The 18,039-nt window shown below is 34.8% G+C and carries 17 protein-coding genes and 1 pseudogene; 7 read left to right on the plus strand and 11 right to left on the minus strand.

What is annotated here, in order from left to right:
• Positions 1-98: 98 nt before the first annotated feature.
• Positions 99-1,745 carry an amidase gene (locus IPJ23_15120; GenBank protein MBK7632007.1) on the minus strand — a complete coding sequence of 549 codons (1,647 nt, stop codon included), beginning with the start codon at positions 1,743-1,745 and terminating at the stop codon, positions 99-101.
• Positions 1,746-2,001: 256 nt separating this feature from the next.
• Here IPJ23_15120 and IPJ23_15125 point away from each other — a divergent pair, with 256 nt between their 5' ends.
• From IPJ23_15125 to IPJ23_15155, 7 genes are all read left to right on the plus strand, one after another.
• Positions 2,002-2,430 carry a VOC family protein gene (locus tag IPJ23_15125; protein ID MBK7632008.1) on the plus strand — a complete coding sequence of 143 codons (429 nt, stop codon included), beginning with the start codon at positions 2,002-2,004 and terminating at the stop codon, positions 2,428-2,430.
• Between the two features lie 10 nt (positions 2,431-2,440).
• On the plus strand, positions 2,441-3,091 hold the full coding sequence (locus IPJ23_15130; protein ID MBK7632009.1) for a dihydrofolate reductase: 651 nt from the start codon (positions 2,441-2,443) through the stop codon (positions 3,089-3,091).
• A gap of 33 nt (positions 3,092-3,124) precedes the next feature.
• Positions 3,125-4,021: a VOC family protein gene (locus IPJ23_15135; GenBank protein MBK7632010.1), complete on the plus strand. Its 897-nt coding sequence runs from the start codon at positions 3,125-3,127 to the stop codon at positions 4,019-4,021.
• 3 nt (positions 4,022-4,024) lie between these two features.
• Positions 4,025-4,423, plus strand: a complete 399-nt coding sequence (locus tag IPJ23_15140) for a DUF1801 domain-containing protein (GenBank protein MBK7632011.1) — start codon at positions 4,025-4,027, stop codon at positions 4,421-4,423.
• On the plus strand, positions 4,420-4,797 hold the full coding sequence (locus IPJ23_15145; GenBank protein MBK7632012.1) for a nuclear transport factor 2 family protein: 378 nt from the start codon (positions 4,420-4,422) through the stop codon (positions 4,795-4,797). Before IPJ23_15140 ends, IPJ23_15145 begins: the two co-directional genes overlap by 4 nt.
• A gap of 93 nt (positions 4,798-4,890) precedes the next feature.
• Positions 4,891-5,481 (plus strand): dihydrofolate reductase family protein, encoded by a 591-nt coding sequence (locus IPJ23_15150; protein ID MBK7632013.1) that lies wholly within the window; start codon positions 4,891-4,893, stop codon positions 5,479-5,481.
• Between the two features lie 771 nt (positions 5,482-6,252).
• The gene (locus IPJ23_15155) at positions 6,253-6,762 is read left to right on the plus strand and encodes a hypothetical protein (protein MBK7632014.1); all 510 of its coding nucleotides are present in this window, start codon (positions 6,253-6,255) and stop codon (positions 6,760-6,762) included.
• Positions 6,763-7,111: 349 nt separating this feature from the next.
• Here the strand turns inward: IPJ23_15155 and IPJ23_15160 are convergent, their stop codons facing one another.
• The 10 genes and pseudogenes from IPJ23_15160 to IPJ23_15205 form a co-directional block, all read right to left on the minus strand.
• The gene (locus tag IPJ23_15160) at positions 7,112-7,747 is read right to left on the minus strand and encodes a DUF3667 domain-containing protein (protein ID MBK7632015.1); all 636 of its coding nucleotides are present in this window, start codon (positions 7,745-7,747) and stop codon (positions 7,112-7,114) included.
• A gap of 120 nt (positions 7,748-7,867) precedes the next feature.
• Positions 7,868-9,772: a hypothetical protein gene (locus IPJ23_15165; GenBank protein ID MBK7632016.1), complete on the minus strand. Its 1,905-nt coding sequence runs from the start codon at positions 9,770-9,772 to the stop codon at positions 7,868-7,870.
• A gap of 81 nt (positions 9,773-9,853) precedes the next feature.
• Positions 9,854-10,840 (minus strand): radical SAM protein, encoded by a 987-nt coding sequence (locus tag IPJ23_15170; GenBank protein ID MBK7632017.1) that lies wholly within the window; start codon positions 10,838-10,840, stop codon positions 9,854-9,856.
• Positions 10,841-10,960: 120 nt separating this feature from the next.
• Positions 10,961-11,654, minus strand: a pseudogene (locus IPJ23_15175) (aspartate/glutamate racemase family protein).
• A gap of 73 nt (positions 11,655-11,727) precedes the next feature.
• Positions 11,728-11,904 (minus strand): hypothetical protein, encoded by a 177-nt coding sequence (locus IPJ23_15180; GenBank protein MBK7632018.1) that lies wholly within the window; start codon positions 11,902-11,904, stop codon positions 11,728-11,730.
• Positions 11,905-12,076: 172 nt separating this feature from the next.
• Entirely contained in the window at positions 12,077-12,409 is a 333-nt protein-coding gene (locus IPJ23_15185; protein ID MBK7632019.1) for a YbjQ family protein, read from the minus strand.
• 192 nt (positions 12,410-12,601) lie between these two features.
• Positions 12,602-13,609, minus strand: a complete 1,008-nt coding sequence (locus tag IPJ23_15190; GenBank protein ID MBK7632020.1) for a hypothetical protein — start codon at positions 13,607-13,609, stop codon at positions 12,602-12,604.
• A gap of 12 nt (positions 13,610-13,621) precedes the next feature.
• A complete protein-coding gene (locus tag IPJ23_15195) occupies positions 13,622-14,401 on the minus strand; it encodes a hypothetical protein (GenBank protein ID MBK7632021.1) in 780 nt (259 codons plus the stop codon).
• 24 nt (positions 14,402-14,425) lie between these two features.
• Positions 14,426-15,538, minus strand: a complete 1,113-nt coding sequence (locus IPJ23_15200; protein ID MBK7632022.1) for an alpha/beta hydrolase — start codon at positions 15,536-15,538, stop codon at positions 14,426-14,428.
• A gap of 47 nt (positions 15,539-15,585) precedes the next feature.
• Entirely contained in the window at positions 15,586-17,994 is a 2,409-nt protein-coding gene (locus tag IPJ23_15205; GenBank protein ID MBK7632023.1) for a tetratricopeptide repeat protein, read from the minus strand.
• Positions 17,995-18,039: the final 45 nt, after the last annotated feature.

Genomic DNA, 18,039 nt, shown 5'->3' on the forward strand with positions numbered 1-18,039 from the left:
TTGTCCTATTATATAAAGTAAAATTACGTATAATGTGTGTAAGATTTCTAATAATGTTTTCACTTTATGGCTATATCCCTTTTATAAAAACAGGTTAATTATTTAAACATAGCCGGATGTTTTTTATGAAAATCTGTTGCATCCTGATAGAGTTTTGCAAAGGCTATTAATCGACCTTCGTCAAATAGTCTTCCAATAAAAGTAATGCTTGTTGGGGTTCCGTTATCAGAAAAACCGTTTGGTAAGACAACACATGGATGTCCGGTTAAATTTGTAATAATATTACTATCTCCATTATCGGAGGGGGCAATGAATAAATCAATTTTGCTCATTAGTTTTTGCATTTCCTGAATCAGCAACGTTCTTATGCGGCTAGCATTTATATATTCTACTGCAGGAATAAATCTGGAAGCACGAAATGAATTTGGCCATGCATTTTTTATTTGTCTTACTAATAAATCATCTTTGTTGCTGCGTGTTAATTCATCAAACGCTGCACCCGCCTCTGCGGACAGAATAATAGTAAGATCATTTACAGGATAATCGGGAAGTTCAATCGGTATTAACTCAACTCCAAGTTCTTTGAGTTTTGCTAGTGTAATTGAGTCGTTATTGTGAAAATCGTAAAGCTTATCAAAATCTTTTTTAAGGTATCCGACTTTCAATCCTTCAATATCTATAACCGGATTATAAGTAAACGGTACATCATATAATGTCTGATCAACACCATCCACTCCATAAATAGCATTAAAAACAATAGCAAGATCCTCGGCTGATCTGCAAATAGGACCAATCTTATCCATAGACCAGCTAAGAGCCATTGCCCCTGTCCGGCTCACTCTTCCGTAAGTTGGTCTTAGTCCGGTTGTGCCACATACAGTTGAAGGAGACACAATAGACCCATAAGTTTCTGTTCCGATTGCAAATGGAACCAGCCCGGCTGAAACAGAGGCAGCAGAACCTGCGGAAGAACCGCTTGAGCCGCTTGTTGTATCCCAAGGGTTTCTCGTTTTTCCTCCAAACCATACATCTCCCCAGGCAAGCGCACCCATAGAAAGTTTTGCGATAAGTATCGCTCCAGCATTTTCTAATTTTGTTATTACCGTTGCATCTTCATCAATTATCTGATCTTTATAGGGCATTGCACCCCAGGTAGTTTTATAATCTTTAGTAGCAAGCAAATCTTTTACTGCAAACGGAATTCCATGAAGTAAACCCCGATATTTTCCTAAAGCAATTTCTTCGTCCGCTATTTTAGCCTCGCGTAAAGCTCTTTCTTCGGTAAAAGAAACAACACAGTATAAAGTTGGATCAAGCTTTTTTAAGCGCTCAATAAAAAACTTTGTTAATTCAGTTGAGGATATTTGTTTTGTTTTAATTAGTTCAGCAAGTTGTCCGATTGTATAAAAAGCTAGTTCATCTTTATTAAATGGCATTTTTATATTTGAGTAATCACTAAACTTTATTGGATTTTGTTCTTGGGGAAAAATAAATCCAACAGGTATTGGATTAAAAAGTAATGATGGCATTACGCTGTTATCAAGTTCAACGTCTCTTATTCTTTTATAATTACCTTTTTGTTCTTCAAGAGAACTAAGCATTGAATCTCTTTCAGCATCTGTAAAATGGAGATCGATAATTTTTTCAGCATTCTCAATATTTTCTTTAGATACACCTTGAGCATTAAGAGAAAGCTGAGTTATAAAGAAAATGGTTGCAAGAATAAATAAGCAATAATATTTCATAATAAATTCCTTCTAGTTTGGAGAAAATTATTTCTAATAATTGACTAATGCTAATTCTCTTTTAAGAAAAGAAAATTGAGCGGACCAACAAAAGAGTGAAAACTTGATTACTGCATCGTTCAATTTAGATCTCAAAAAATTATTATTAAAAATCACATTGTTTTAATTTGGTTATTTATTGTTAGATGACAATTTTTTATAATTGCTCTGAGCAAACTAATCCTCAATTTAATATATCCTTAAAAAGGAGTAACATATGGTATCTATTAATCCTCACATTAACTTCAACGGAAATGCCGAAGAAGCATTCACATTTTACAAATCAGTATTTGGTGGAGAGTTTGCAAAAATTATTCGCTTAAAGGAGATATCAAGCCCTGAATTTCCAGTAGCAGAAAATGATAAAAATAAAATACTGCATATTGCTTTGCCTATTGGTAAAAACATTTTAATGGGCAATGACGTTCCAGAAAGCATGGGACAAGTAAATGAAAATGAAAACAGATCTAAAATATCAATTAGCACAGAAAGTCGTGAAGAAGCAGACAAATTATTTAACGGACTTTCGGAAGGTGGCAATATTGAAATGCCTATTTCCGACAGTCCTTGGGGTTCATACTTTGGAATGTTTAGAGACAAATTTGGTATTGAATGGATGATAAGTTTTACAAAAGAAAATTATTAAAGAAGGAATTATGCAAAAATTAAGAGTAGAAAGTTTTTCAATTTCAATTGATGGTTTTGGTGCGGGACCAAATCAAAACCTGGAAAATCCATTGGGTGTTGGGGGTGGAAATCTTCACCAATGGTTTTTGCCCACAAAAACTTTTCAACAAAACGTATTAGGAAAGAGTGATGGAACATCAGGAGTTGATAATGATTTTGCCGAAAAAGGTTTTAAAAATATTGGAGCGTGGATTTTAGGGCGTAATATGTATAGTCCATATCGCGGCCTACCAAACCTTAATTGGAAAGGATGGTGGGGTAATAATCCGCCATATCACGTTCCTGTCTTTATCATAACCAATCATAAGCGTGAATCAATTGAAATGGAAGGAGGAACCACATTTCATTTTGTTACCGAAGGTATTCACGCTGCACTTGAACGTGCATTTGATTCTGCCAAAGGAAAAGATGTACGAATTGGTGGAGGAGCAAATGTAATTCGTCAGTATCTAAACGCAAAGCTAATTGATGAAATGCATATTGTTGTTTCACCTATTTTTTTGGGTTCGGGAGAAAATCTTTTTTCTGGAATAAATATGGTTTCCTTAGGATATAAATGCGTAGAACAAGCCGCAACAGAAAATGCGACACATTTAATAATTAAAAAAGTGAATTTCTAAAGGGTCACATTAAAGTTACAAAAAGGAAATAAAATGCAAAAAATAACCCCATTTTTATGGTTTGATAAATCAGTTGAAGAAGCGACAAATTTTTATATAACCGTCTTTGATAATTCTAAAATTCTCAACGTTTCCAGTTACAATGAAGAAAGTGCTAAAGCCTCAGGGCAAAAACCCGGATCAGCAATGACCGTTTCATTTCAACTTGAAGGACAAAACTTTACTGCACTTAACGGCGGGCCACATTTTAAATTAAATCAGTCAACTTCTTTTTTTGTTTACTGCGAATCTGATGCAAAAATTGAAAAAGTTTTTAATAAGCTATCAGATGGTGGTAAAGTTATTTTCCCTTTGGATAAATACGATTGGAGCCCTAAGTATGCGTGGGTAATTGATAAATTTGGTTTGTCCTGGCAGCTTGATGTAGATAAGATCAACAATCCGCAGAAAATACTTCCCGCCCTGCTTTTTGTTAATGAAAAAGTATTAAAAGTGAGAGAAGCAATTTCTTTTTATACATCAGTATTTCCTCAATCAAAATTAGTAATGGAATCACCTTATGATAAATCTTTAGGTTTGCCGGATAGTGCGCTGCTTTTTGCACAATTTAAATTATCCGATTACCTCTTTAACGCGATGAGCGGACAAGGCGAACATAAATTTGATTTTAATGAAGCTTTTTCATTTGTTGTTAATTGTAAAGATCAGGAAGAGGTTGATTACTACTGGAACAAGCTTGCCTCAGATGGCGGAGTTGAAAGCCAATGTGCTTGGCTTAAGGATAAATACGGAGTAAGCTGGCAAATTGTTCCAACAAAATTAATGGAACTATTAAGTCACCCTGATCCGGTAAAAGTGCAAAAAGTAATGATGGCAATGCTGCAAATGAAAAAGATCATCATTACTGATTTAGAAAAAGCAGCAGAATAAAATATGAAACAGAATACAGATAAAATAAAGTCAATTGATGATTATATAAATCAATATCCAGACGAGATAAAATCAAAGCTGAAAACTATTCGTGCAACAATAATGAAAGCCGCACCAAAAGCTACTGAAGTTATCAGCTACGGAATGCCGGCATTTAAACAAAATAAAGTGCTTGTTTACTTTGCTGTTAATAAAAATCATATCGGGTTTTACCCGACTGCAAATCCTATAAAAGTTTTTAGCAAAGAACTTGAGGTGTATAAAACATCAAAAGGTGCGATTCAATTTCAGCTGGATGAAAAGATTCCATTAGCTTTAGTTTCAAAGATCACAAAGTTTAGAGTTAAAGAGGACATCATCTTGCAAATGAATAAAAGTAAAAAAGGGAAAAGTATAAAATGACTGCTAAAGAATTAAAAGAAATCGGTAAAGACTTTTTAACTCTTTGTGCTGCAGGTAAATCGCGACAAGCATTTAAATTATATACAAATAATAATTTCAAACATCATAATCCGTTCTTTAAAGGGGATGCCTATTCATTGATGGTTGCAATGGAAGATAGTAGCAAGGTAAATCCTAACAGAATTTTTGAAATTAAACACTGTATATCAGATGGGGATCTGGTTGCCTATCATTCCTACATAAAGCAGACAAATAATGATGCAGGGTTAGCTGTGGTTCATATACTTAAATTTTCTAATGATAAAATTGTGGAGTTTTGGGATTTGAATCAGCAGATACCCGAAGATATGATTAACGAAAATGGTATGTTTTAAGAAAGAGTGCATATGCAGCAGCAATGCACAAAGTTTTTGCTGATGTTGCACAACAAGCCAACACCATTAAAAAATAAAAGCAAAGGCAAGTAAATGAAAAAATTAAAATTACAGATGCAGACAACTATTAATGGATTTGTTGGCGGACCAAATGGTGAGCTTGATTGGATGATGTGGGATTGGACTGATGACATTAAAGATTATGTTACCAACCTTACTGATTCTGTTGATACTATTCTTCTCGGAAGAAAAATGGCAGATGGCTTTATCACTCATTGGTCTGATATTGTTAAGAACAAACAGGGCACCGAAGAATATCCGTTTGCAAAAAAGATGGTGGACTATCATAAGGTTGTTTTTACTAAAACGCTTGATAAAAGTACCTGGGATAATACTGTGCTTGCTAAGGGCAATGTTGTTGAAGAGGTAAATAAACTAAAACAACAGGATGGAAATGACCTGCCAGCCGGACAGGCAGGTATTATTGTTTACGGCGGAGCTGAATTTGTTTCTGCTTTGGTAAAAGAAAACCTTATTGATGAATATTATTTGTTTGTTAATCCCACTGCTTTAAAAACCGGACTGACAATTTTTAATACATTGCCCGAAATGATGAAATTAAAGCTAACTAACTCTACAACATTTAAGTGCGGAATAAATTTGCTGAAGTATGAAAAGATGTAGAACGCTTTGAGGTATGTTTTTAAAACTTACCAGCCTCCCGAAATAAGTGCAGGACAGACGCTTTAATAAAAGGGGATAGAAAAGCATTAATGTAAAAGAAAGGCAGTTTGTTTTTGGAGTTTTACTTTTTGTTTTTGCGATTTTACATTGTGTTTTTGTGAGGTTACATTCTGTTTTTATGAACTTACAAAGCGTTTTTGTGAGGTTACTTTTCATTTTTGAGAAGTTACATTGCGTTTTTGCGGTGTTACAATGTGTTTTTATGCGAATTTAGCTTGTTTTTGCATAAAGAGACGGTTTTTTAGTTTTTTTATAGTTTGATTTGGAGAGGGTGCGCATTGATTCTGTAACGGAGAGGTCCCTCGATATATCAGGGCAAGCTGTGACAGACTAGTAAATTATTTAACCAATGATTTGAGATGGGATTTAAGAACATCAATATCCATTGCAACCTAGTATCTATGAATCATTGCATGACAATTTGGACAAACCGGGCGCAAATCTTTAATAGGATTTATTTTATACTGTTTACGAATTTTGGAAAGTTTTGTTTCTAAAAATAATTTGCGTCGTAGCAAATAAGTAGTGAAACAAAAAAAATTAGTAAGGCATATGAACTAAAAACATCCTTCCAATTTGTTTAAATCAAAACAACCTTTAATTTTTCATCAGCAATAAAAATATTTTTTATGTATAGTATAAAAATGCAGTACGGCTCATCTTTTATTCAAATCAAAAACCCTCATCAATTATTACAAGGGAGAAATTAACATGTTAAAACATTTCACATTCCTTTTTGTTTTTATATTAAGCATCGGCAGTTCATATGCCCAATATGTGGAATTTACCGATATAACTAAATTGCTTGAGCTTGCTAAAAATAGAGCAGAGGTAGAAGAGTTTCTAAAAATGAAAGGTTTTGAATTTTATAACCTGGATTATTTACTTGAAGAAGATGATGACGAAGATGATACCACGCATTACCAGATAGACTTTGTTAAACATTTAGAGGATGACGAATATTATATACGTGTGATTGGTGATTATGATGAAGAGATTTATTCGGCGGGGGAATATTCAAGCAATCCTGCCAGATGGGATTATTTTGTACTGACTCTAGCTGAAGCCGATATGGAGCCCAAAGATACATGGGATAATGGACGTGGACAGGAAGGATTTGAATTTGAAGCAGGTGATTATAACATAACTTTAAGGAAAGATCGCGATGACGATGGGAGTCTTAGGTACAAGTTTTTTATGATTTCATTAGTAGACTATTAATTACTTAAAAAATTAATATTAAAATGCCACGGTACGCTGTGGCATTTTATATAATAATAACATACAAATTTAATTAAACAGTACTTTAGAATTTCTTTTCTCTGCTCATGTTTATTACTAACCAATTCTAAAACCACCAACCAGTACTCTCTCAGGGAAAAAGAAATATCGGGATACAAAAAGGCTGTAAACTCAATTAACGAATAACAAATAAAACCGGTTTTCAGTCCACAGTTAGTAGTAGGCAATTTATAATATTAAGTCTTCAGGTGGCAATTAGGCCAAGTAAAATTGATGAGCTTAAAAAAGAAATGCTTAAAAACAATTAGGCAGAAAAAGTTTTTTATAATTAAACTAAATTAAAGATTAACAATACCGCCGAGCTGATTATTAAAAAGAAAACTAAAAAGATTAGATAACTTAATACAGAAAGAAGTATAGCTTTTGTTTTTGTTAGCCTATTAAAAAATTGCGTGTAACTCCAGATGAGAAGTATAATATCTAAAAATATGCTTACATCCATAACCACTTTAAGCTGTGCGGTTCCGTTAAAAACAACAAACAGAGGAAATATCAGAAGGTGAAGAAAAATTCTCTGGCTGCCTAAAAATGTATTTAAATATACGTGCTCAATAAAATTGTATTTTTGTTTTCGGAAAACAATAAATGATCCCAAAGCATATATCGGAACAAACAAACACGTTTCTAATGAATAATTATTTGACATCCAATCATTAATAATATTCAGGTTAGTGTTATTAACAGAAGCAGTGCTATTAGAAACATCAACAAATAAATTAATACCAAAAGTATGATAAAGCAGTCCGTACAAAGTTGCCAGAGTTAATAACAAAGCAATCGGTTCAAAATGTTTTACCCGTTTACCCTCAATGTATTCTCTTATTGTGTGTCCCGGTCTTGTAAACAACTGCCCTGCTGAATAAAAGATTCCACCGTGAAAATATTTTAATAAATTCTTACGCAAGTTTTTTATCAGGAAATTAAAATCAAGCCTGTTTGTGTCTGCATTTTGGCCGCAGTTGTTACAGAACCTTCCATCAAAAGTATTATTACAGTTTTTACAGGTTATCATTTTCGATTAAAACTATAAATAATGTCTCCAATCAAAAATCAATCTTAAACCAAGGTGCCAGACTGTTTTTAGATCCGGTGGTATTGTCGTTCCCGAAAGCGATTCAAGGACTTGAACATTATGAGGAAAATCAGCAGCACCGTAAAGCTGAATAAAAAGTGATGATCTTTGATCTGCATCGAATGATCTGAATGGTCTGTATTCTAAAATAGGAAACTCAACCATTGTAGAACGGTAGGAGATAACAAATAGATCCTCAATGCCGTTTTCACCAGTAGAATAAGTAACTAGTGCATCCGGTGTTTTTGTTCTGCCATACAGGTAAACCGCAATTTCTCTCCCAAGAACAAATTGGAAACGACCAAATGAAGTTTCGATTCCTGCCTGCCACGGAATAAGCCCGCCATTAACCGCAGAAACTCCAACACTGGTTAATGCTTCCTGATCAATAAAAAATAATAATGGACCAAGAATTAAAAGATCACCCGGTAATGCATAAAATGGAAGTCTTAATCTGGCACTGAAAGCAGATCTTCCTGGAATTGTTGAATATATATTTCCATATGCTCTTAGCTCTTCAACATCCAGCACTTCTGTGGATGAAGAACCATCCTGTCTCCAGCCCAAATCAAGAAAAGCCAGACCGTCTCCCGATTCATTTAATACACCATCTAATCCTATTCCTAAACGCGCCGCTACCTCCAATCCACCTGAAACACCGATAGTTTCTTGTCCATTTCCAAAACCTCCCGAAAATAACCAGCCGCGCATTGCGGGTGAAAATCCGACAAAAGCACCCAGCTCGGCTCTAAATCTGGGAAACTCCCCCAAGCCTTGTGATAACCCGGGAATAGGGGTTTTCATAAATATTGGCTGCAATGACAAAATAAATTTAGTGCCTGTTTTTATTGCAGGTATAAAATTATTGGTGCACACATTAAAGTCTTCCGGCGTGGTTAGATTGATTTCTTTAAGAATGGGTTGATCATTAAAACTATTGCTTGCCGCTTTAAGAAAAGCTTCAAGACTCATTCGTACTGCAATGGATGCTCTTTCGCTGTCCTCATGTCGCATCCAGGCATCGCCTGTTAATACAAGGCTCTCTCCTTCCCATGTGCTTACTTTAAGACCGTATTCGTTGTAATAGTCATGGGTACCTTTTCTCTGTGAAGCATCACCACGGGTTCCTGCAACATGGCCGGCAGCAAAAACATCCTGAAGAAAGTGCAAAGCAAAAGCTTCATCGGCAAGTGCTGAAAGTATCAGGACAGAGCGTTCTTCGGGAGTTAGATTGTTTGAGTTTATTCTTGAAATTTTTGCTATCGCTCGGGAATGATACCAGGAATAAATACCCAAGGCATTAAGTTCTGTTCCTTCGGCAAGGCAGCGAAAAATGTAAGTATCAAGTTTAATTGAAGGATCGGATAATGGTAGAAGAAAGTGCACATTGTTTGATCCTGCTCTTGTTGCATACTCCGGGTCAGCGGATTGTAATTTAAGGTCGGATTCTCTTAGAGCATTAATTCTTGCAATTCTGTCTTTTGCTTTTGAGATGTCAATCTTTAATTGTGCGGTAATATCAGCAACTTTTAATATCCACTCTGTTTCAAGTACATTGTGCAGCATGTTCTTCGCTGAACAAGAATGATCGCCAGATATTGCTGGCCAGGAGGCATAATCCAGTTGAGCAGGGTTCGTGCTTTGTGTTGCATCAATTACTGCTTCAGTTAATCTGAATTCGTATCCTTTTCTTGCTTCGGCCCAAAGAGCATCAAGTACACTACGATATTCGGGACTAAGGTTTTGAATTGCAATTAGCGCAATGTCTCTATGTTCAGGATAAACCCATGCTTTTGTTGTAGATAATCCACCGACAAGCATAAGAATAATAATGTAAAGGCTAAAAAACTTTTTCATAAATGATGTTTTATATAATTTCGGGAGAAAAGTTGATAAAATATTGTAATAATATTTTAATTATACAATTAATGAAATGACTTAATCTCTAAAAGGATTTAGTCTGTCCTCATTAAAATGCGGTTTGTAATTATTTGCACTTTCCATTTCCTGTATCCAGCCATTGTGTAAACCGTATTTGTCTAACAACTCAAGGGCTTTTTCATATTCAGAATTCCGCAAAGCACGATCAATTAAAATATCTTTATACGCTTTGTTAGTGGGATAGTATTGCGACATTAAAGAAATATGAACTTTAGGACTTAATTCTTCCGCAATAAACTTAAAAACTTTTTCTGTTTCTGATAAATCATTCGGTAGAATAAGATGCCTGATAATTAATCCCCGTACAACAACATCACCGTCATAAACAAGCTCATCACCAACCTGGCGGAACATTTCTTTAATTGCTTCCTTAGATTTTTCAAAATAGTTATCAACAAGCGAATACGTTTTTGCATATTCACTATTGCCATATTTTAAATCCGGCAAATAAATATCAACCACACCATCATAAAGTCTTAGCATATCAACAGAGTCATATCCATTTGTGTTATAGATTATCGGAAGTTTTAATCCTTGTTGAGCAGCTAAATAAATAGATTTTAAAATTGTTGCTGAAAAATGTGTTGGGGAAACGAGTCCGATATTGTGGCAAGATTTATTTTGCAGTTCAATCATTATTTCAGCCAAACGATCGTGCGAAACTTCTTTTTGCTTTTCAATTTTTGGATTCTGACTGATCTCAAAATTCTGGCAGTAGATACATTTAAGATTGCAGTTACCAAAAAAAATATTTCCGGCTCCATTTGTTCCGGATAAAACAGGTTCTTCTCCAAAATGCTTTGTATAAGAAGATACGATTGGTAAATGTCCGCTTGTACAAATTCCCAATTCATTATCAAGTCGGTTTACTTTACAATCGCGCGGACAGCTTGTGCAGGATTCCAGATTAGCATAAGCTTTTTCTGCTCGCTTATAAAGTTCGCCGTTGTGCAAAAGTTCAATATATGATTGAATGAAATTCATTGCGTTTAATTTACAGTGTATATTTAACACTGCACAATGAAGAAAGCAGAGGATGTGCTGATATTAAATATTCAATCTTTTGATTATCAATGAAAGAATGAATTTATAACATAAGGTCGGTTAATCTTTAACTGCAAAATCAACAGCCGCTTTTGCATGAATCTTTAAAGTATTAAAAACAGGCAAATGAGTGTCTGATTGTTTTATTAGCAAAGGAATCTCTGTACAGCCAAGAACTATTCCCTGCGCGCCTTTTTGTTCAAGACCATTTATTATGTCTAAAAAACTTTTCTTTGATTCCTGTTTATAATTTTCTTTAAGCAATTCGTTCATAATTGTGTCGTGAATAAATAATCTTTTGGATTTTTCCGGCACAATAGAATTAATACCGGCATCATTTAATTTCTTTGTATAAAAATCCATCTCCATTGTAAACTTCGTTCCCAGCAATCCGATTGTGGATAATCCCTGCTTCTTTATTTCAACCGCAGTTGCATCAGCAATGTGTACTATTGGTAGTTTAACTTCCTCAACAATTCTATCTGCATATTGATGCAATGTATTTGCACAAAGAACAAGGCAATCCGCTGAAGCACTTTTAAGTTTTCTTGCTGCATCAAGAACAAATTTATAAACGCCTTCTATGATCTCCGCGAAGATTAAATTCGTTTATATCCGCATAATTAAAAGAATAAAGAATACAGCGAGCGGCATTATGCCCACCAAGTTGTTTATTTGTTTCTTCATTAATAAGACGGTAGTATTCAAGTGTAGAAACCCATCCGGTTCCACCGATTAGTCCGATTGTTTTCATATTTATCTTTCGATTGCTAAAGCATTATTGAAAAATAGTTTGGTACAAAATTACATCGTTTTTTGTCGTACGCTTATTTACGATTTTTTATCCACGCCAAAAGCGAAACTCCGCTTGCAAAGCCGCTAGCGTACAAAGTTATTAGATTTGGTAACTTTGCCACGTTGCCAATCATTGAATATGCTGTTAATGCACCGACAGCCATTGTTATTATAATTCCAAGTAATGCTAGTCTTTGTTTTTTATTCATATTTCTTAACCTAATCTCATTCTTGAACATTATAAAAAAATTTAGCGGCTATTTGGGATTAATTAATTTTAAATTCAACAAAAAAAATAGATGCTCTGGGTTGCTTTTTAAAGAGATAAATTAACCGCTCGTAAATTACTATAACCAATATAATATTTTAAGTATTTAACGGTTAATCTAGTTTTTCAAGAACAACCGCGGTTCCATAACATAAAACTTCAGTTACACCGCTCATTAATTCGGTTGTGTCGTATCTTACTCCAACAAGTGCATTGCCTCCGATTTGTTGTGCATGCTCAACCATCATATCGAAGGCTTCTGAGCGGGATTTTTCACATAATTCAGTAAATAATGAAATATTGCCACCGAAAATAGTTTGTATCCCTGCCCCGATTGTACCAAAGATTGAGCGAGACCGAACAGTAATTCCGCGAACAACACCAAGTTGTTTAATAATTTTATATCCTTCAATTGTAAATGTTGTTGTTGTCATTGGATGTTTCATTAGCTGTTTATAAACGGCAGCCTGCTGTTCATCGGGTGTCATTTTTTTGAAACATTCAATACAAACCGTATCGGTTTTAAAGTAGTAAACAGAGGGGAAGTCCTGACCGCATTTTTCACATTTCATTTTTATGCCTTTCAATATTTTTAATTTTGGGAAAGATCTAATTTAAATTTATAACATATGCATTCTTTATTTCAGCATCCCAATCGCATACTCTAATTGTTTATCTCTTCCTGCAAGAATATCTGCTTCTGTTTGCTCAACACGTATATCCGGAGGAACTCCGAGCCATTCCCACGGAAGACCATCGTAACGTCTGATATCGATAAAACCAATATCAATTGATTTTCCGCTTGGCAGAAAAAACAGACCTTCATCACCGCCGCCAACAGAACCACCACCGGTTGTATCGCCAACCGCAGTTACGTGCGGAAGCTGTTTTAAAATTTCTGTGGTAAACTCTCCGGCACTAAATGTTGAACCATTTATTAATACCACAACCGGATTTGTATACTGAAATGGGCCTGCCGGCTGGAAAGGAGGTAGAACCCATTTTTCACCATAAGTGTAAGCATCGTTTCTTTCAAGTGGCTCTGTTAAAAAACGTGTGATAACTGCTTCGATATTTTGATAACTGCCTCCGCGTTTTTGTCTAATGTCAAGAATTAATCCCCCGGTGTTTTTGAGATATTCCAACACAATTGGAAATTCTTCCATCATATATGTTTTATGAAAATCCGAAAGGAAAGCATAGCCAATGTTGCCGGGTAAGATTTCGTATTCGATACTACTGCTTTCTGTTAATCGTAACTCTCTGTCAAAATATTTTCTTACAACAAATGGACTATAAGCATGTCTGTCCTTAAAATGTCTTTGCGGATAGTAGGGATAAACTTCTCCGCCGCCTTTTGTGCGATAGTAAACGTGTCCGTCTTTAAGTTCAGCCAACAAATCCCGAAGCACAAGATAAAATTCATCTCCATGCGCAGCTTCTGCAAGAGGGCGGTAAATTGTGTAAATCGAATCCCAATTAATTTTCTTGAATTCAAGGTAAGGATAAACATCTTGAATTCTTTTCCATGCTGCTTCAAAATCTTCAACGTTCAGATTTGAGTCAGGTTCAGTTACAACAAGATCTTTGCAGGAGAGAATTAATAGAAGGCATAGAACAGATAAAATTGAAATAGTCCTTTTCATCTTATTCTCCTCCTAAAATCCATAGGTTAATGTAAACACTACATTATCACTGGCAGAAAGAAGCGGTTCCCATGAATCGATTCTTGTTAGATGAAAAAGGTAGGCGGCTTTTATTGATAAGTTATCCAGCAAATAATATCTTGGACCAAGAGTAAATACAACATTGTTTGCTGAAATTAGTGTTAGAATTTTTGCCGGAGACTCGTCATTTTCTTCCATGTCTACCATACGGAAACCAAGAGAAAAGACATTAAAGTCTAAAGCCCCCTCAATATTGAAATCATTCCATAGCTTATAAAACATGTGTGAAGTAATGCCTGCAGAAATAAGAAGTGCAAATGATTGAGAATAATCGAAACCAGAGACTGCAATGTTTTGTTTGTTGTAATAAAAGAGTAATTCCGTAGAAGGACCTAAATACGAGTAGGCATCTTTGTTGAACATCGTAAATTTTGGTAAAGCATAACTAAATCCCTGGTTAAGTGTAAATTGATAAATGTCGGCACTTACGTTGTAATTTTTTATTCCTGATGAATTGCCAAAATCTAACTTTAAATGGTAAACATAATTTGAATGCTGATTTGCCCAGGTTATACTGTAGTACGGAAATGAGCCGGAATATTTTTCTTTTGAGATATATTCATCAGTAACAGCATAGCTACCAATGCCATATTCTATTGTAACGACTTCCGGGAATATTGTTTTATTATCTAAAGAATCTTGTGCTTGCAGATATTGGGTGAGAAAAAATACAAACGTGATTGATACTAAATAGATGAAGATATTGTTCATTTCTGATTCCATATTATTTGACAATTATTTGGCATCACTTGTTTGTTGAGTTATCCAATCAGCTACAAGTATCATTACGTTTTTATTAAATGATTCATCAATTTTAGGATACTCATCTCTAAAACCGGTGTTACATTTTTGAAAAAGATGGTTAATGTTTTTTAAATACTCAATTCTAAAATTCTTATTACCTCCATCAGTAAGCGCTTTTTCTATTTCAGGTAAGTTTATTTCTGCAAGAACCTGACAATCTTTATCACCGTTAAGAGCTAAGACCGGACATCGAATATTTCTGATCAGAATACGGGGATCAAAATTTGCAGCATACTCGAACCAAGGTGTTGCCCATTCATCTGCCATCATTTCAAAGTGTTTTGGGTTTTCAGCCATAAAATTTTCTATGTCATTTTTTGCGAGACCCGTTAAAGATAATTTCCACTCATTTATAATGCTTGATAACCTCCTTTTTTTTACCTGATAATCAGTTTTCTTTTTAATCTCTTTGAACATTCTCTCAAACAGGTCTGTGCCTGCTTGCACAATTTCCTCACTTTTTCCTTGTGATCTAAGTTTTTTTTCATTTGCTGTTATCAAAGCACGATCAAGCGGAATTCCCGGACCAGCAAGCATAACAATGAAAGATATTTCTGAGTAACGGCTTGCAAGAATGTTGCTTATCATCCCTCCTTCGCTATGGCCTATAACACCAACTTTATGAGGATTAATATTTCTATGTGCGCGAAGATATTTAACAGCGGCATAAGCATCACCGGCAAATGTTTCCGTTGTTGCGCCTTCAAGTTTTCCTTTTGATTCACCTGTTCCTCTATCATCATATCGCAATGCAGCAATACCATGTCGGGTCAAAAAATCTGATAAAACTTTAAACGGTTTATGTCCGTATACTGTTTCATCTCGATCTTGAAGCCCGGAACCAGAGACAAGAACGACAGCTGGAAAATTACCCCCACTATCCGGAATTGTTAAGGTACCGGCCAAAATAGCTTCGTCCAAATCATTTTTAAATTTTATTTCTTCAACTATATAAGGAAATGGTGAAACGGGTTCCTGGGGTCTGCGATCCTGGCTGCAAGAAGATAAAATGACTAATAATATAAAACCAATCTTTTCTTTCAATATCATTTCCTCAGGGCGTATTTCGAATTAAAACGTTCAACAAATTATTAATTGTTATTAATTTTTTCCAACATCATTTTTGCTCTTGCATTTTCGGGATTGAGTTCGAGTGATTTTTGGTAATTTTTAATTGCCTCTTCTTTATTCCCGCATTTCATATATGCTTCAGCAAGACTACCATGGGCATTAAATGATTCTGGATATTCTTTAACATTTAGTTTAAATATTTCTAATGCTTCCTCGTTTTTCCCCTCATTCAAGAATTTATAACCAAGCAGATTAAAGCTGCTTTCAGAAATAACTAACTTTGAATCAGAATCTGATTTAATCTCATTGAATTTTTTTAATCCCGCTTCTATCCCTTCTTCCCGGATAGTCCTTTCAATAACGGCAGAGGCAAATTCTTCCCTTGTAAATTTATTTGCTACATCAACTTTAAGAAGGGTTACATTTCCTTCTGCATCTTTATCAAAGTAAATTAAATTTTTATCAAATTCATCAAGCCATCCTCCTTCTTCGTTTGGAGATTGTAACTTTATATCTTCATTTTTTGTAGGATCGTGAATTATAAGTACGCCATCATTATAAAAAACTGTAAACTCCTGATTAATTGCTGAAAATAAATACTTTCCTAAATATGGTCTCATGTTTTCAGGAACATTTGCTTCAATTGTTTCGGGGGAAGATTTCTTTGTCATCTGCGCAATTTCGTGCAAAAACATTTCCTTAATCTTATTCTCTTCATCTCTCGTAAACTCCAGATAAAGAGTGGGACTAAGCTTACAATACCATTTCCCTTTTTCATCTGGTTTGTTAAATGGAAGTACCATTTGTCCAGGAATGTCAACTGAGAGATTACCTTCTTTATCCAAAACCTCAAAGGTTCTCCCGGTTTCCAAATTTGTGTATTTTCCATAAAACTCAGAATAATCTGAGCTTATAGTTTCTTTTTCATTATTGGCCAGCTTGTAATCTATTATTTCAAAATTTTTTCCATTAAAGCTGCTTGAAGTGGATTGATACTCTGAAATACGTATGTGACCCGCATCAACAAAATCAATCTCTAATGCTGTTGCATCAACGGGAATCCAGCCTGCTTCTCCCATATATATCTCGTTCCAGCCATGCTGCCCGAATCCTCCACCATAATTTGGAACATACATTCCGCCCCAAACTACTCTTGCAGGAATTCCAACTGCTCTGCAGAAAGAAGCGAGTAAAAAAGAGTGGGCGCCGCATTCGCCAGCACGAATATCATATGTTTTTCTTGCAGTACCACCTCCAGGAATTGCATAGTGAATATTTTCTGCAACCCATTTACTTAACCTTGTTGCTGCCTCCCAGCTATCCTTAGATCCTTCGGTTATTTCCTTGGCTTTTTTGATTAGCACAGGATCATCACTTTCTACTCTTCCATCCCCTATAAGATATTTTTCCAGAAAGGCATCTTTAAAGTTTGGAGGAAATGGAGGTGCATTTTTACCATCATATTTGGGGTGTGAAATTTCAAACATACCTTCTATAAGATTTTCTTTTATAGTACCAGTAAATTTTTGTCCTGGTACGTTTAAATCTTCAACTGTAAAGTTTTGTCCGATAGGTTCAATAACCGCATCAACTTTCATATATGTTAAGGATTGAACATCAGAAATTGCAACATTGGTTTTTGTTACAATGCTTGCATCCATATTAGCAACTTTTATTTTATCGATAACACTTTGATCGGATAAATATATTTTTCTATTTAACACTTCAAACTTTACAAAGTAACCATAATCCGGTGAAAGCCAGTAAGTTGTTTTTAATCCCGTTTTTGTATTTGTTTGCTCAATAATTATTGTGTTAAACGATTTTCCGGCAAGTGAAACTGTTTCTTCGCCTGTTTTTTTGAATTTTGATTTTTGAATTTCTCCCTCCATTACCTCAAGTATATTGTATTCTGCTTCGGTTTTCCCTTCGAGATACAGATCTTTTTTCAATCTAGTAAATGCTTCATCAGAACCAATAACAGTCTCAGGAGTAATTTCAATCACCTTTTCAGTGGAGTTCAAGGTAGAATTTATTGTAGCCTTATCATCTTTTACTTTGATTGAAATATTGAACTCTGTTGATCCTTGCTTAATATCAGTGATTATATCTACGCCTCTTCTTGTTACGGGATCAACAATAGATTGAGAGCTCATTTCCATATTGAATTCACTGCCAAGGAGAGAGAGCATAATAAAAATATTTATATCCTGCTCAATTAAATCTTGATCATATTTTCTAATAGGGGTTTCTGATGATTCGGTATAACCGCATACAACATCATTAATTTCAATTGCATAGTAAACTTTACTTGCCGCAGAAGTGTCTTTAGGCGAATAATTGTTTTGGCTACATGCATACAACGAAATTGTGGAGATTTGTAGTAGCATGCCAAATATTAGAAGTTGAATTTGTTTTAATGTTTTCATTTATTACTCCTTTATTCTTTTAATAACAATTGCTCTTCATAATTC

It is taken from the genome of Ignavibacteriales bacterium (genome assembly GCA_016709765.1).
GTDB lineage: Bacteria > Bacteroidota > Ignavibacteria > Ignavibacteriales > Ignavibacteriaceae > IGN3.

Excerpts from the sequence above, each read along its gene's own strand:
- IPJ23_15120 (MBK7632007.1), bottom strand. The coding sequence starts at position 1,745 with ATGAAATATTATTGCTTATTTATTCTTGCAACCATTTTCTTTATAACT.
- IPJ23_15125 (MBK7632008.1), top strand. The coding sequence starts at position 2,002 with ATGGTATCTATTAATCCTCACATTAACTTCAACGGAAATGCCGAAGAA.
- IPJ23_15130 (MBK7632009.1), top strand. The coding sequence starts at position 2,441 with ATGCAAAAATTAAGAGTAGAAAGTTTTTCAATTTCAATTGATGGTTTT.
- IPJ23_15135 (MBK7632010.1), top strand. The coding sequence starts at position 3,125 with ATGCAAAAAATAACCCCATTTTTATGGTTTGATAAATCAGTTGAAGAA.
- IPJ23_15140 (MBK7632011.1), top strand. The coding sequence starts at position 4,025 with ATGAAACAGAATACAGATAAAATAAAGTCAATTGATGATTATATAAAT.
- IPJ23_15145 (MBK7632012.1), top strand. The coding sequence starts at position 4,420 with ATGACTGCTAAAGAATTAAAAGAAATCGGTAAAGACTTTTTAACTCTT.
- IPJ23_15150 (MBK7632013.1), top strand. The coding sequence starts at position 4,891 with ATGAAAAAATTAAAATTACAGATGCAGACAACTATTAATGGATTTGTT.
- IPJ23_15155 (MBK7632014.1), top strand. The coding sequence starts at position 6,253 with ATGTTAAAACATTTCACATTCCTTTTTGTTTTTATATTAAGCATCGGC.
- IPJ23_15165 (MBK7632016.1), bottom strand. The coding sequence starts at position 9,772 with ATGAAAAAGTTTTTTAGCCTTTACATTATTATTCTTATGCTTGTCGGT.
- IPJ23_15170 (MBK7632017.1), bottom strand. The coding sequence starts at position 10,840 with ATGAATTTCATTCAATCATATATTGAACTTTTGCACAACGGCGAACTT.
- IPJ23_15180 (MBK7632018.1), bottom strand. The coding sequence starts at position 11,904 with ATGAATAAAAAACAAAGACTAGCATTACTTGGAATTATAATAACAATG.
- IPJ23_15185 (MBK7632019.1), bottom strand. The coding sequence starts at position 12,409 with ATGAAACATCCAATGACAACAACAACATTTACAATTGAAGGATATAAA.
- IPJ23_15190 (MBK7632020.1), bottom strand. The coding sequence starts at position 13,609 with ATGAAAAGGACTATTTCAATTTTATCTGTTCTATGCCTTCTATTAATT.
- IPJ23_15195 (MBK7632021.1), bottom strand. The coding sequence starts at position 14,401 with ATGAACAATATCTTCATCTATTTAGTATCAATCACGTTTGTATTTTTT.
- IPJ23_15205 (MBK7632023.1), bottom strand. The coding sequence starts at position 17,994 with ATGAAAACATTAAAACAAATTCAACTTCTAATATTTGGCATGCTACTA.